Source organism: Sutterella seckii, from assembly GCF_009183815.1.
Lineage (GTDB): Bacteria > Pseudomonadota > Gammaproteobacteria > Burkholderiales > Burkholderiaceae_F > Sutterella > Sutterella seckii.
This window is the reverse complement of record NZ_WEHX01000066.1, coordinates 1-13871: the sequence shown is the minus strand read 5'-3', so window position 1 is coordinate 13871 and position 13871 is coordinate 1. Positions and strand designations below refer to the sequence as shown.

Here is a 13871-nt window from a genome sequence, read left to right as displayed (position 1 = left end):
CTTTGCCACCCGCTTCATCTCTGGAATGCGGGCGTGCATCAGCCAGCTGCAGAACTCCTTGAGTTTGAAGTCGGCATCCTCTCTGGTCTCGCAATTCTGATAGATGTTCTGCAGGCTGAGGCGCATTCGGTAGGCTCTGCCGGTCTGCAAATTCAACTGCGAGAGAGCCATCTGCTTGATTTGTTGTACCTTGTTGAGATTCTGGAAATTCTTCAGCCAAAGGTACCGTGATTTCTTAAGCACGCCTTCGGTCTTGGATTCCCTGCGGCGCACTTGATCCAAGGCATCATTGCAGTTCTTGACTACGTGGAACTTGTCGATGATTACTTCCGCATTCGGCAGGGATATCTTGATGCCTCTGTCGAAGGCAAGCGACATGTCGCTCGTAACTGCCGTAACGGCCTCAGAGAGGCCGCCGTGAGCGGCGAAGTCCAGGGCGAACTTATCCACGGTTGAAGAGTCTTTGCCGTCCTGGACGTTGATGACGCTGCCCGTTTCAAGGTCGGCCGTAATCCGTTCCTTTCTTGCTGGTCTCGTCAATGCCAATCGCGGTTACGCCGCTCAGGTCGACTTCAGCTCTGGCAGCCTCTACGTAGTGCTGAATGATCCGCCACAGGCGATTGTCGGTGACTTCGCATTGCTTCGCGCAGCTTGCCACTGGTGCGGCTTGAGACATCATCAACATCAAAGCCTCAAAGAGCAGCGTAAAGCCGCTCCCGGGACGAGCCCAGGGCACGGAAACTTGTCGTACCTTGCCGTCGCCACCTGTGATACGAGGCACCTCGCAATGCAGATAGCACTGATATTGGAAGAAATTCATGTGCCGCCAGATACGAGACTGCGTGTCATAGACCGGGTGGGTAAGGGTGCTGCCTACTGCCGCAGGATCCGGGAAACGAGCCCCCTTTCGGAACTTGATGTAGAGATGCAGAGCCCGTGCCTTGTTTGATTCCTCAGGGAATTCAACCTTTTCAATGTACCAGGGCTCCGGGAGCATCAGAGCAGCCGTAAAGAGACTAAGAGTGTCGAAGGTAGCCATTTTGCCGTTCAAAGTTCCTGCGCCGTCTAAGGGGGCTTTGCCCCCTTAACCCCCGCACTCGCCGCCGTGAGGCTCGGGAGTAAGGCACTAGTGCCTTACTCCGAACCTCAAGGCTGATAGCTGTCGCCTGCGTCTGTCAAGGCGCTCCGCCAGCATATTCTCGGCCCTGCGGGCCTGCGATATATGGCTCCGGCCTTGACAGCCTTGTCGACAGCATAAATTCAATCGTCAGGGGTGCAACGATGCTCATGTTTTAGGGAACTAATAACCGCCGTTCCCAAGCCATAGAAGGCTATCACGCTCCCGTAGCGGTGGGGCTACATGCCCACACTAAACGTCGAAAGGCCACAAGATATGCCTTAAATTTTGCGGTATTTCTCATGAATCGGTCAAGAATTGCTTTATAGGTATTTTATGATAGTTGGAGACCTTTCGCCTATTCCACTGCGAACCTCTGTCTGGTCATAAGTCAACGGCCCGCCGTTAGCTGGAATCCACCAATTTTACCGGGGTGGTTCCTTTGTTCAGCTCTCTGATCCTAGGAATGAGCGAATGGACCATGGCTGTCAGCGCCGCAACGGTCAGCAGCTCTTGCTCAAATTCTTCCTCTGCCCCGCTTAGGGAACAATGTCTGAAATGGCCCGGGCTGCCGCTCTAAAAGCGCATTTATTTCCCGGCGTGCTTCCTGGCTTGCTGAAGAAGCGATCATTACGTGCGCTGCTCTAATCCCCACGCACTCTCAGTTCTTCATGCCTGCTTCGGATCGCATGACCGCCGGGATTGACGGTTTCTTACTGGATATCCGGTGGTTTCACGGTCTTCAGTATTGTTTCTTCATTCATTTTGATTTGCGGTTCTTCTTAAAAACTTGGAGCAACGCACCTCACTTCGCAACGGCGGTCTTCTTCACCTTCTTTTGAGCTTTATGAGGATCGTCAAGCGGCTCCACGCCTCTCAGACGGCAGCACTCCTCATACTCCCGTCGGGAAAGCTCCCAGGCTTTTTCCTTCGTCATCTTCCTCGGCCAGGTTCCTCTTCCCACGCGGAAAAGCAGATTAAGCGCTCCCACATGATCCGATTGGTAGACAGTGCCGCATTGCATGCACTTGAATTTGTCGCCCTTCCGGTTCTCGCGACAGGTAAACAGACATTGACAACATGTTTGGCTCGAGTACCCGGCCGCGACTTTCACAAGCTTCACCTGGCGTTCGGCCGCCTTGAAGGCCAGCCGCTCGCCGATGATGCCCCGGACCCATCCTGACAGCAGGCGCTTGACGCGTTTAGGAAGTTTTAGATCCTGAAGGAAATTCGCGCTCAGCTCCTCAACGATGTATGCATCAGCCGGTGCCTTCTTGAACATTTCGTTCAGGGCGTGATTGATGCAGCATCGGATCTGGGCCTTCATCCGGGCTTTGAGCGCGTCAAAACGATCGCTTCCCAGATTGAAGCACAGAATGTTGCGGCGCTTGCGCTTGCTTGTCGTGTTTCGCGCGAGCGACTGCAGGCGATTCCTTGCCGTGAGCTTTCGGTTGAGCGTCTCAGCAAACTGCGAGAGCAGCTCCCCGAGGTTTTTCCCGTAGTGATTTCCTTCATCGTCCGTGAAGACTTCGGTAAGACCCATGTCGAAGGCCCGGGAGTAGTACTTTTCCTCGGGAATGACCGGCACATTTAGAAGCGGCTTCTTTTTCAGAGGCTCCATGACATGAAGCTCAAGCTTTCCGTCATCCCTGAAAAGAAGGTGAATGACGCTTCCCACCTTGCCGATGCCCTTGAGTTCAACGCGGATGCGCTTTCCCTTCGTCATGCTCGTCAGGTAGACGCACTCGACGCCGTTTTCGTTCTGCACCTTGTAGCAGGACTGGTCGAACCAGACGTTGACGGACCGGCCCGGACTCGGGAAGCTCCCTAAAGCTCTCCGCACCGTCCGGCGGATCCTCAGACAGAGCTTCGGGAGATCGCGGATTTCCTCCATCCGGAATCTTTCAAAGTGCGGATTTTTGCCGTCGAGAAGCTCGAAGAATTCCGGACGCAGCTTCGAAAGCATCATCTGGATGTAGAAGTGCTCCACATCATTGAGGTCCTTCGTCCACTCCTTCGCAAAAATCATGGATCGGGCGTTCGCCTGCGCCAGACGCCAGTAGTTCGAGACGACGATCGCCGCCGACTGCAGCGCCATCTTCCAGTGCCTCGCCTGCAGTCCGGAATGCTTCGCCTGCACGTCAACGCCCATGTTCCTGGCCATGCGGTCTTCCTTCACGATGGCGTCGCGAATCCTGCGGTAGCCCGTGCCGTAACAATTCCTGCGATGCTCCCGCATTCGAAGGATCTGAAAGAAACGGGCGCGTTCCCTGCCGAACGCGCGGCGGAGCTTGTCGAGCTCCTCGCGCTCAAAGCTGCCGAGCGCCTCAACATCGATAAGACGAATGATGGTGCGCACGGAGTTTTCACTGTTGTCGACCTCAAGCGCTTCAATGCGGTCGCTGTCGATGATGTGAGGATCGGGCTCGGATGGACGGAGTGGATCGAGGTGCATGGGGAAACTTGTATGCTGTTCAAAAAAGGTTTCCGCATTATGAAGACCGCATACGTCCGGCGGTGTCGCAAGCAAACACACAACCCGCAAATTTATCGTAATCTATTGATATACAGAGAAATAAATTTTTAACCCATCGCTTGCAAATTATGCGGCGTACCTTTGCGTCTTCCCCGCCGCCCGTAAAGACGAGCGCAGAAAACCGTCATGAGCGTCACCACATCCCGGGCAAGCTCTGCTTCAAAGGAAACCGGCGTCACGGCTTCAACGACGAGAAATTCCGTATTCACCCGACCGCAGAGAAAGCGAACAAGGGGTACGCCGAAACGCAGAAGACGATCTTCATGGAGCACCAGCAGCTTCTCAATGCGGTTGTCGAGAAGCATCCGCAGGAGTCTGCGCAGCCCGGGCTTTCGGCAGTTGAGTCCTGAACCAATGTCGGAAATCACTTCGTCGCAGCCGGCCTCACGCAGGCGATCAGCCTGCCGCAGCAGATCCGACTTCTGATCGTGCGAGGAAACTCAGGCGTAGCCGACAATTTTTCGTTCAGCCGTTTCCGCGGATTGAACTGCAGGCTTCCTGAATCTTCGATGACCGCCGAAGGTGCGGCCTTCTGTCTGAATAACGCCTTTCTCTACCCAGCGTCTGATAGTGCTCGGCGATACGCCGTAATGTCGGGCAATGACTCCAATCGAACAAAGCGTCATTTTTATTCCTCCTATTCTGCGCGTTATGGGAGGTTTGATAACATTTTATTCGACTAGCAAATGCCCCTTGAGGTTCGGGTAGAAAGCAACGCCGTAGGGAGTATTGACCGCAACCACCTGGCCGACAGCCGTGTTGCCGTCCTTGCCGAGGAGGTCGACATTGACGACGACCTTTTCCTTGGCCGACATCGGATCGTAGAGCTTCGTCTGATCAGCGTCAGCGTGGGCGAGACCGGCCGCGGCAGCTGCCGCGCAGAGAACGAGCACTTTGAAAGCGTTCTTCATGGGTGTTTCCTTTGTTGGGTTCGGTACGCCTGTTGGATGCGCTTCTGAATAGATGGAGACAATTTACCATGCAAAATCGATTGATTCCGACTTCACTGCCGCGCTCTCCGTACGAATGATTCCCGAAATGCAACGAGATCTGTCTACAACGGCCCGGATGCTTTCAGAAACGTCTTTATTCCGACGCCGCGCCTCATGCCTTTTAAAATTTCTCCATTACGCTTGAGATCAGATCCTCCGCAGAGGCACCCTTGAGGCGCAGCGCGGAGTTCTGCCATAAGGATCACCCAATATGAAGCAGCTTCTCCTTCTTCTATCCGTCTGCGCCGCCGGCGCCTACTCTTTTTCTGCCGGAGCTGCCGTCACCGCGGAATCCTGCTCCCTCTCCCACATCAAGCAGGTGGCCGACGAAGAGGGCCTCAACAAAGCCCGCGCGCTTTCGGCGGACTGCATCCAGAAGGGCTACCTCACGACCAAGGAAGCGGTTCAGCGCGGCTGGGCAACCGCGAAGGAAGAAAGCGGCGACGGTTATGACGACGCGAAGCGCACCGTAAAGGAAGGCTATGAAGCCGCAAAGGACGGCGCCGTCAGGACGTACGATGCGGCAAAGGAAGGACTGAGCGCTTTCGGAGCCGCCTTCAAGAAAGAGTTCTCGAAGGACTGAGCCCGAAAAAGTTTAAAATCCTGCCCGACCTTCATCTGAGGCCCGGCGATCCGGCAGTTCGAAAATTCCCGGACGCCCTGTTTCTATAAGCATTTCGCTTCAAAAAAGCTCAAGGAGTTCACCCCATGACTGCATTCACGAAAGAGCAGTACATCGAAGAAATGGTTGCGACCCGCCGCAAGATCCATCAGATGCCTGAAGAAGGCTGGACGGAATTCGAAACGAGCTGGCTTATTACGGAGCGTCTGCGCTCGCTCGGCCTCAAGCCTCTCCTCGGTCTCAAGGTCATCAATCCCAATGCCGTCATGGGCCGCGACCCGAAGCTCGTCGCCGAAGCGATTGAACGCGCCAAGTCCCACGGCGTGCCGCAGTCCTTCATTGATGAAACGGAAGGCTACACGGGCGTCGTCGCCGTCATCGACACGGGCCGTCCGGGTCCCGTCACCGCGTTCCGCGCCGACATGGACTGCGTTGTTGTTTCTGAATCCAATTCGAAGGACCACGTTCCCACCGCCTGCGGCTTTGCCTCGAAGCACCCGGGCTTCATGCATGCCTGCGGTCACGACTCGCACTCCTCGATCGCGCTCGAGGTCTGCCGCTGGCTCGTCGACCACAAGGACGAACTGAAGGGCAAGTTCAAGGTCCTCTTCCAGCCCGCTGAGGAAGGCGTCCGCGGCGGCAACGCCATGGCTGCCTCCGGCATCGTCGACGACTGCGACTACCTGATCGGCGGCCACGTCGGCACTTTTGCGAAGTTGGGCGAAGTCGGCCTCATGACGGGCGGCTTCCTTGCCTCGACGAAGATCGACGTTCACTTCCACGGGCGTCCCTCGCACGCGGGCTCCGACCCTGAAAAGGGCAGAAGCGCCCTCATGGCCGCCTGCGCCGCTGCAATGATGATGCAGGGCATTCCGAGAAGCGGCGAAGGCGTCACGCGCATTGCCGTCGGCAAGCTCAACGCCGGCGAAGGCCGCAACGTCACGCCGGTCCACGCCGACATGCAGCTCGAAGTCCGCGGCGCCACGGGCGAAGTGAACGAATACATGGTTCAGAACGTCCGCAACATCGTCGAAGGCGTCAAGCGCGCTTACGAAGTTGAAGGCGAAATCGTGAAGGCTGGCGAAGCGACGACGCTTACCGTCTGCCCGGACCTCATCGACATGGTCGAGGAGGAAGCGAAGAAGATCGAAGGCGTCAAGCGCACCTTCCGCGAGGACAAGCCCGCCGGCTCCGAAGACTGCACGGTTCTCATCAAGCGCGTCGTCGACCACGGCGGCAAGGCGGCCTACTTCATGTTCGGCTGCAACCATCACGGTCATCACCGCGCCGACTTCGAAATTCAGGATGAGACGAGCATGCCGATCGGCTTTGAGGTCTTCTGCCGCATGGCGAAGCGACTGAACGGCATCTGACCAGGTCTCCCGGCGACCCGCGCCTCCCCGGAGCGTCATGCATCCGGGTGAAGCGGGTCATTGACGAAGGCCGTCCGCCGTCGGCTTCTCCATTCGAGAAACCGGCGCGAACGGCCTTTCGCATTTCTGCGCATCAAGCGCTTTTACCAACTTCCCCGCTTCAACGCAAAGGATTCCCGCAAAATGGCTCCCAGAAGACAATACGGCACCACCTGGTGGGGCGCAGAATGGCTGCGCGCCCTCGAGCGCGTCGACAACGCCAATCGTCTTCCCCGCGGGAAAACGTATGCCAATACAGGGCGCGTGATTGAAACGAAGTTCAATGTCCCGAACCTTCGCATCGAGGCGCTCGTCGACGGCTCCGCCTACTACCCCTATGAGGTGGAGGTCGGGATGAAGCCCGTCCCCGCGAAGAGCGTGAAGCGCCTTGCGGACGCCATTGCCGCAGACCCCGACATCGTCGCGGGACTCCTTGACGGAGAACTTCCGAAGGAAATTGCGCCCCTTTGCGAAAAGCTCGGGATTGAGCTTTTCCCGGGAAGCTGGCGCGCGATGCACCTCTCCTGCTCCTGCCCGGATTCGGCGCGGGTCTGCAAGCACATCGCGGCGGTCTTCTACATCATTGCCGACAGAATCGACCTTGATCCCTTCTTCATCTTTGAATTCCGGGGCATTCACCTCAAGGAGGAGCTCAAGGCCCGCGGGATCAATCTCGGGGGCGCCGTGACGGTGAAGCCGCTTTCGCCTGAAGCGCTCCTCCGCCGCGCCTCGGAGAGCTTCCCCGCGGTCGACTCCGGGTCGGACGAAGTCACTGACGACGACCGCGCGCGGATAGAATCCGAAGCGCTCGCTCGTCTGCGCTCGCTCTCCCTCTCCGGGCTCCCCGATCTCGCCGATGTGATGCTCGGGCTCTACCCGAAGACGACTCCCATCTCTTCGAGCAAGGACTGCAGCGACTACCTGGATGCGCTCTGGAAAAGCGCAAGAAAGACGCTCTCCGTCATTGAAAAGCGCGCAGCCCAGAACGAACTTGCGGCTTCCGAAGGGGGGCTTCTCACCGCTCCCCGCGCGTTTTCGACCCTCTGCGGCCGGATAACGGAGGAGCTCGGCGAAAAATATCCGGAGCTCAGCACCCCGGGCGCACAGGTTCTACTCGGGTTCGGGCAGGACGGCATGGAACGGACGCTCGAGATTGCGCGTCCGTCCGATGACGGGAAAAAGCCGAAGGCCGTTTCGCTTCCGCTCGAAGGTTTCTTCCCGGCGATCCGCATGACGAGCGCCCGCGAGGCCGAAGCCCTTCCGGCGGAATTTGAATGCTGGCGGGAGATTTCGCGCCTTGCCGCAGAGCTCCTCAGGCTCGGCGCCATCGTGCCGGCTGTTACCGAATCCCCGAAAATCAAGTCGCCCGCGCCCCGCGTCTGGTGGCTCCCGGCGCTTCGCGACGCAGCCGTACGGCGCGCTGTCACGGAACTCGCGCTCGGCATCGCCCCCTGGGCAAAGCGCATGATTTCCGCGAAGGCATTGAAGCTCTTCCCGGAAGCTGAAAAGTCGCCCTATGCCGCCGCGATTCTTCTCCTTTCCGCCGCCATTGCCGGATTCCTCAGGAACACCATCGGAAACTATCCAAAGCTCGCCGACCGCGAGGACATTCTCGACTTTGCGGCTTCCGGGCTCGACCTCACGCCGCTCGACGGCCGCACGGCGCCCGATGCCGGCATCGTCCTTGCCCGGGCGCTCGCGCCCTTTGCGCTCGGAGACGTCTATCCGTGGCTCCCGGTGCTTACCGTCCGCACTGCGAAGGACAGCAAAATCAAGCTCAATTTCGGCATCATCGGCCGCAATGCCGACATTCGCGCCGCGGCGGAAAAGGAGCTCAATTCGCCCGAAGATGAGGGAGCGCCCGAAGCTGCGGACGCGCCGACCGAAAAAGCCCTCGCCGAGAGCCCCGTACCCACCGAGCGGCCCCTCATGCTTTCGCGCCTCATTAAGGAGCCGCGCTACGCCGCTCACCGCTATGCGGCGCTCACTGTTCTCAAAACGCTCAGCGCGGGCGCGCCCGTGCTCGAAAAAATCCGGTCGTCGAAGGGCAGGCCCGCCACGCTCGAGATGGAGGATCTCAGGGACTTTCTCTTTGAGACGGCCCCCTACCTCACGATGCTCGGCGTCACGCTGATGCTCCCGGCCTCGATGAGAAAGCTCCTCCGGCCGCGCCTCACCGCTTCTGCGGGTGCGGGCGAAGGCTTCTCGAAGAGTCTGCTCGCGAAGAACGCGATCGGCGAATTCAACTGGAAGGCCGCCATCGGCAATCGGGAGATGACGGCCGAGGAGTTCCTGAAGCTCGCCGAAGCCCACCGGGGAGAAGTCATTCAGATCGACGACGACTTCGTCTACCTAGACCCGGCGGAAATCGACCTCATCCGCCGCACGCTTGAAAACCCGCCTGAACTCTCCGCGCTCGAAAAGATGCGCGCGGTGCTCACGGGCGAATATGAGGGCGCACCCGTGGAGGTGTCCCCGGAAGTACGGGAGGCGCTCAAGCACATCACCGATGTCGAGGAGGTTCCGCCTCCGAAGGGCCTCAATGCAGCGCTTCGCCCTTACCAGGAGCGCGGCTACTCGTGGCTCATGAAGAACCTCTCCCTCGGGCTCGGCTCCCTCATTGCCGACGACATGGGTCTCGGCAAAACCCTGCAGGTCATTTCCGCCATTCTGGAACTCAGGAACCGGGGAGACCTCAAAGCCCGCAAGGTGCTCGCCGTCCTTCCGACCACGCTCATCACGAACTGGACGCGCGAAATCGCGAAGTTCGCGCCGGCCCTCTCCGTCGGCACCTACTACGGCGCCGACAGAAAGCTCCCCGCTCCGGAAGAAGCGCCCGACGTGCTTCTCACGAGCTACGGAACATTGCGGCGCGACTATGAGGTGCTCTCCTCCGTCCGCTGGAAGCTTCTCGTCCTCGATGAGGCGCAGGCGATCAAGAATATTTCCACAGCTCAGACCGCCGCCGTGCGCGGCATCAGGGCTGATCAGGTGATCGCCATGACGGGCACGCCCGTTGAAAACCGCCTGATGGAATACTGGTCGATTCTCTCGGCCGTGCAGCCGAAGCTCCTCGGCACGCAGAAGGAATTTGCCAAAACCTTTGCCGAACCCATTGAGGGCGACCGCGATCAGCAGGCGGCGGAAGCCTTCCGGCGCCTTACCGCGCCCTTCATGCTGCGGCGCCTCAAGACCGACAAGTCGATCATTGCGGATCTTCCGGAAAAGAATACAGCGGACCACTATGCGCTCATGCGCACCGAACAGGCGGCGCTTTATGCGGCAACGCTCCAGAAGCTCATGGAGAAAATCCGCGAGGCCGAGGAAGCGCCCGACGCCTCCTCGCCCTCGGGCCGCATGGCGCGCCGCGGTCTTGTCCTCAAGCTCATCACGAGCCTGAAGCAAATCTGCAATTCCCCGTCGCAGTATTCAAAGACGGAAGCGCTTCGACCGGACTCCGGCAAAGCCGACGCGATGCTCGAAATCCTCGGTCAGTGTCTCGAATCCGATCGCAAGGTGCTCATCTTCACGCAGTACCGCGAGATGGGCGAGCGCCTTCAGGAGTGGATCGAAGCCGCAACGGGCGAGCGTCCCGACTTCCTCCACGGGGGCGTCTCGAGAACTGAACGCATGAAGATGGTGGACCGCTTCCAGACGGACCGCACGGCGAGAATCTTCATTCTTTCGCTGAAGGCGGGCGGCACGGGCCTCAATCTGACAGCGGCTTCTGCCGTCATCCATTACGACCTCTGGTGGAATCCGGCCGTCGAAGCGCAGGCAACCGACCGCGCCTTCCGCATCGGGCAGCGCAGGGATGTTCTGGTCTACCGGCTCATCACGGCCGGGTCCTTTGAAGAGAAGATCAACGACATGCTCGCCTCCAAGCGCGACCTCGCGGACCTAACGGTTGCGGCGGGCGAATCCTGGATCGGAGACCTGCCGGCGAAGGAACTCAACCGCATCTTTGCGCTTTCCTGAAGCCCAAAGGCCGGATGAACGGCCGAAAAGAATGCGGATTCTCCATGAAGAGTCCGGAAAACCGGACTGCAGCCAAACGCTCTGCAGCCGATCTTCCCGGACTTGATCGGAAGCCCTACTCGGGCCGCACCATGCGGATTTCGACGCGGCGGTCGGGCTGCAGGCAGTCGATCGCCTCCTGGTTCCAGAGTCCCTTGCAGGCGTCGCCCGTCACCGGGTGATATTCGCCTTCCGCACGGCGGATCACGAAGAGCGACATGTCGACGCCCTCCTTCTCAAGCTGTCTGAGAACCGTGTTGAGGCGGCGCTCCGACAACCGGTCGTTGTATTCATACGTGCCGATGCGGTCCGTATGCGCCGTGATCGAGAAGCGGATGTGAAGCTGGTCGATGATCTTCCTTTCCTTCGCGAGCACTTCGGCGACATGATGGATTTCCGCAATGCCTTCGGGCTTCAGCACGTGCTTATCGAACGCAAAGAGCGTGTCGGCCGAGAGCGTGAAGTCGAGACACGGCGTATAGAAGACCTTCGCGATGAAGGCGGCCATCGATTCATCATTCAAGAGCAGTTCGCGCGCGTCCGCGGTGATGAGTCCGGGAACGACTTCCGCGAGGCGATTGACTTCCCTTTCCGTCTCCTCGTCGTCCGTGAAGGCGACAATCACGGGCTTCGCGAGCGGTTCCTTTTCCCGGAAAGCCTTCCAGCCTTCTTCAAAAAGGCGCCCGCGGTTCACCTCGTCGCCATCGGTGAAGAAAAGAAGCGCGCTCTTTTTGCGGAGAAGCTCCGCGGTCTCCCGCTGAAGTTCCTTTTCCGACTCCGCATATCGCTCAAGGCGCTTCTCATAGTCGATCAGGCCTTCGCCGGGGTTCGTCATGCGCCCGAAAACCTCGAGGCGTTCCGGCAGCCGCCCCACTTTCTCTTCAAAGTCGTCCTTAAAGCCGACGGGGAGCGTATGAGGCGCCATGGTGCCGGCGGCGACCTGGATCCCGGCCTCTGTCGGGAGCATCCTGCGGAGCTTGAGAAGCAGGTTCTTCGCGAGGACGACCTTGCGGTAGTCATAAAGGGCGTCGTATTCCTTTTCCTTCCCCTTTGCCCAGTCCGGATAGGACTTCTCTTCGGGCTCCCTGAGCTTTTCCTGCATCGTGCCTGAATAGTCGATGAACCAGGCGGAGCTCTCAACCTTCGGACCGCAGTCGGGGTCGGAGTAGACGGAATAAGCGGCATGTACTGGTGCAGCAGCGAACGCGGCGGCAGAGAACGCAGTAAGGATGGCGAACTTCAATTTCGTATGCATCTTCTTTCTCCTCAGAACTCGTACTTGAGACCAACCGAGACTTCGTAGTCCTTCTCGTAGTCATCGCCGGTTTCCCGTTCGAACTGTCCGTAAAGACGCATGCGTTCATTGAACTGCCAGTCGCCGCCGAGCCCATAGTAGAAAGTGGTCTTCCCGGCCACCTCGCCGTCAAAGCGGTCGCTTCCGAACCAGACGGTGCGGTCGCCGAGGAAGTCGTGCTTGACGCCCGCCTTCAGATAAAGCTGCGAATAGCGGCGGTCGATTTCCTCCCGGTCTTCGCCGTAGTTGAATTTCTTCCCGACCACGATCCCTGCGCGGCCGATGAGCGAATCTGCATCCTTCTGCCGGATCCTGCCACCGCTCGAGAGCGTGTACTTTTCTCCTTCAACGCGATAGAAGGCAAGCTGGAGCTGAGGCTCAAGCCACCACGAGTTGTACCAGGGGCCCCAGGAGAGGTCGTTTCGCGTCGTATGGAACATGTGGCCCACTTCGATCGAAGCGCCCCAGCCGAGGGTGTTGTATTTGCCCGTGATCTTTCCATGTTCACCGACGGTGGAAAGCTTCTGGCGGTAATGGTCGGCCGAGAGCACGAAGTCCGCGTAAGCGCCCTGATAGTTGGCCCAGGTCGCATAGGCGTTGAGACCGATCGCATCGGTTTTGCCCGACCCCTGACCGGCCATCAGGTCTTGCTCGGCATGCGCCTGGCGGATGTTGGCGCCGAGGAGCCAGAGGCCTTCCTCAGTGTTGCGCACGAGATGGTCGCAGCCGAAGCTCACGCCGTAGAGATCCTGGTCGTAGCCCTTCGAGGCGATGCCGCCCACGGAATCCTTCATCATCATGGCTTTGGCCCAGAGACCATCCTGAGCGCCGTAGCGCACTTCACCCAAGCGCTTTCTCAGCGTGCTCAGATAAATCGGGTTGAAGCTGATGCCTGCGATGGCCGTAGCGGTCTTGCCGGGGTCGTTGATCTCCTTCGTGTAGCCGGAGACCCAGTAGTCCGTCATTCCGGTAGCGATGTCGAGGGCATCGGGGTCGGATTCCGTGGATTCAAGACCTTCCACGACTATGTCATAATCGTCGCGCTCGAAGAGCGTGGAATTCACTGCATCCTGGATCTCGCCTTGTTCATTCAGAACGCTTTCAGGACGGGTACTGAGAGTACCCGAAGCATCCACGTATTTGTCCGTGTGTTCGGTCTTCCAGATTTTCGGCTTGTACTTGAAGGCGGTGTAGTCGAGCGACGTCCAGTCGCCCGAGAGCTTCACATGCGCAGGCGTAGTTGCAAACTTGAGCACGCGCCCCTGATAGTCGATGGATCCGTCGGCGATCGTTCCGTCGTTGATGCGGACGCGATAATGCTGTTCCTTGGGCTCCTGAGCTTTGGACGTTTCCGTCCGGAAGTCGAGAAAGTCGCCGAAACGGATGTCATGGCGCATGCGCGCAGCGGCCTCCGCTACCTTGAAGCCCTTGAGCTCAATCGGCACTTCCTCGCCGTTGAAGACGAAGCTGCCGTTTCCGGTGAAGACTCCATCTTCAACGGTGCCGTCTTCGATTTTTCCGTCGTCCTCAACCTTGTTGTAATAGGTTATGCCGTCGAAGGAGAAGACGCGTTTGCCGTCCTTCTCAGGGTCGCCCATGATGTTGGTGTTGAGGATGAAGAGAGAGTTTTCAGCAGGAGCAACCGTGCGAGTACCGTTCTCCAGCGGATAGGCTTCATCCGTGATGTTTTTCACCATCAGATATTGGTACGGATTCGCCTCATTCCATTTGTCTTCCGCGTGGTGAAGATCAATCGTGCCGCCGGTGGGACGCAGGTTTTTGGGCTCTATGACGTTTAGTGTGGGTAACCACACTTTAAAGCCTGAGTCCATCTGCTGAAATCCAGATTACCTGCAACGAGATAAATCATTGTTTTGAAGT

The 13871-nt window shown here is 58.5% G+C and carries 10 protein-coding genes and 1 pseudogene; 3 read left to right on the top strand and 8 right to left on the bottom strand.

Annotation, left to right across the window (positions count from 1 at the left end; genetic code table 11):
* The 6 genes and pseudogenes from GBM95_RS08735 to GBM95_RS08710 form a co-directional block, all read right to left on the bottom strand.
* On the bottom strand, nt 1–540 hold a 540-nt coding region (locus GBM95_RS08735), incomplete at its 3' end, for a transposase (protein WP_226963245.1).
* A complete protein-coding gene (locus GBM95_RS08730; RefSeq protein ID WP_152158747.1) occupies nt 497–1039 on the bottom strand; it encodes a helix-turn-helix domain-containing protein in 543 nt (180 codons plus the stop codon). The genes GBM95_RS08735 and GBM95_RS08730, both read right to left, overlap by 44 nt.
* Nucleotides 1040–1922: 883 nt before the next feature.
* Nucleotides 1923–3572: a zinc ribbon domain-containing protein gene (locus GBM95_RS08725; RefSeq protein ID WP_152158746.1), complete on the bottom strand. Its 1650-nt coding sequence runs from the start codon at nt 3570–3572 to the stop codon at nt 1923–1925.
* A 128-nt stretch (nt 3573–3700) separates the two neighbouring features.
* Nucleotides 3701–4081 (bottom strand): annotated as a pseudogene (locus tag GBM95_RS08720) (recombinase family protein); the annotation flags it as partial.
* Nucleotides 4082–4093: 12 nt separating this feature from the next.
* A complete protein-coding gene (locus GBM95_RS13185) occupies nt 4094–4279 on the bottom strand; it encodes a helix-turn-helix domain-containing protein (RefSeq protein ID WP_152158744.1) in 186 nt (61 codons plus the stop codon).
* Nucleotides 4280–4324: 45 nt separating this feature from the next.
* Nucleotides 4325–4564: a hypothetical protein gene (locus GBM95_RS08710; RefSeq protein ID WP_152158743.1), complete on the bottom strand. Its 240-nt coding sequence runs from the start codon at nt 4562–4564 to the stop codon at nt 4325–4327.
* Nucleotides 4565–4856: 292 nt separating this feature from the next.
* Between GBM95_RS08710 and GBM95_RS08705 the strand changes: the two genes are divergently transcribed.
* The 3 genes from GBM95_RS08705 (at nt 4857) to GBM95_RS08695 (ending at nt 10657) form a co-directional block, all read left to right on the top strand.
* The gene (locus tag GBM95_RS08705) at nt 4857–5228 is read left to right on the top strand and encodes a hypothetical protein (RefSeq protein ID WP_152158742.1); all 372 of its coding nucleotides are present in this window, start codon (nt 4857–4859) and stop codon (nt 5226–5228) included.
* A 125-nt stretch (nt 5229–5353) separates the two neighbouring features.
* Nucleotides 5354–6640 carry an amidohydrolase gene (locus tag GBM95_RS08700; RefSeq protein WP_152158741.1) on the top strand — a complete coding sequence of 429 codons (1287 nt, stop codon included), beginning with the start codon at nt 5354–5356 and terminating at the stop codon, nt 6638–6640.
* Between the two features lie 183 nt (nt 6641–6823).
* Entirely contained in the window at nt 6824–10657 is a 3834-nt protein-coding gene (locus tag GBM95_RS08695; RefSeq protein ID WP_152158740.1) for a DEAD/DEAH box helicase, read from the top strand.
* Between the two features lie 115 nt (nt 10658–10772).
* On the opposite strand, the gene GBM95_RS08690 is transcribed toward GBM95_RS08695, so the two are convergent.
* Together GBM95_RS08690 and GBM95_RS08685 are read right to left on the bottom strand one after the other, a co-directional pair.
* On the bottom strand, nt 10773–11951 hold the full coding sequence (locus GBM95_RS08690) for an OmpA family protein (protein WP_152158739.1): 1179 nt from the start codon (nt 11949–11951) through the stop codon (nt 10773–10775).
* Nucleotides 11952–11962: 11 nt separating this feature from the next.
* Nucleotides 11963–13822, bottom strand: coding sequence for an autotransporter family protein (locus GBM95_RS08685; RefSeq protein WP_152158738.1), 1860 nt, complete (start codon nt 13820–13822; stop codon nt 11963–11965).
* Nucleotides 13823–13871 lie beyond the last annotated feature (49 nt).

What these genes read in the sequence shown, in the direction of transcription:
- GBM95_RS08730 (WP_152158747.1), bottom strand. Translation starts at nt 1,039, where the DNA reads ATGGCTACCTTCGACACTCTTAGTCTCTTTACGGCTGCTCTGATGCTC.
- GBM95_RS08725 (WP_152158746.1), bottom strand. Translation starts at nt 3,572, where the DNA reads ATGCACCTCGATCCACTCCGTCCATCCGAGCCCGATCCTCACATCATC.
- GBM95_RS13185 (WP_152158744.1), bottom strand. Translation starts at nt 4,279, where the DNA reads ATGACGCTTTGTTCGATTGGAGTCATTGCCCGACATTACGGCGTATCG.
- GBM95_RS08710 (WP_152158743.1), bottom strand. Translation starts at nt 4,564, where the DNA reads ATGAAGAACGCTTTCAAAGTGCTCGTTCTCTGCGCGGCAGCTGCCGCG.
- GBM95_RS08705 (WP_152158742.1), top strand. Translation starts at nt 4,857, where the DNA reads ATGAAGCAGCTTCTCCTTCTTCTATCCGTCTGCGCCGCCGGCGCCTAC.
- GBM95_RS08700 (WP_152158741.1), top strand. Translation starts at nt 5,354, where the DNA reads ATGACTGCATTCACGAAAGAGCAGTACATCGAAGAAATGGTTGCGACC.
- GBM95_RS08695 (WP_152158740.1), top strand. Translation starts at nt 6,824, where the DNA reads ATGGCTCCCAGAAGACAATACGGCACCACCTGGTGGGGCGCAGAATGG.
- GBM95_RS08690 (WP_152158739.1), bottom strand. Translation starts at nt 11,951, where the DNA reads ATGCATACGAAATTGAAGTTCGCCATCCTTACTGCGTTCTCTGCCGCC.
- GBM95_RS08685 (WP_152158738.1), bottom strand. Translation starts at nt 13,822, where the DNA reads ATGGACTCAGGCTTTAAAGTGTGGTTACCCACACTAAACGTCATAGAG.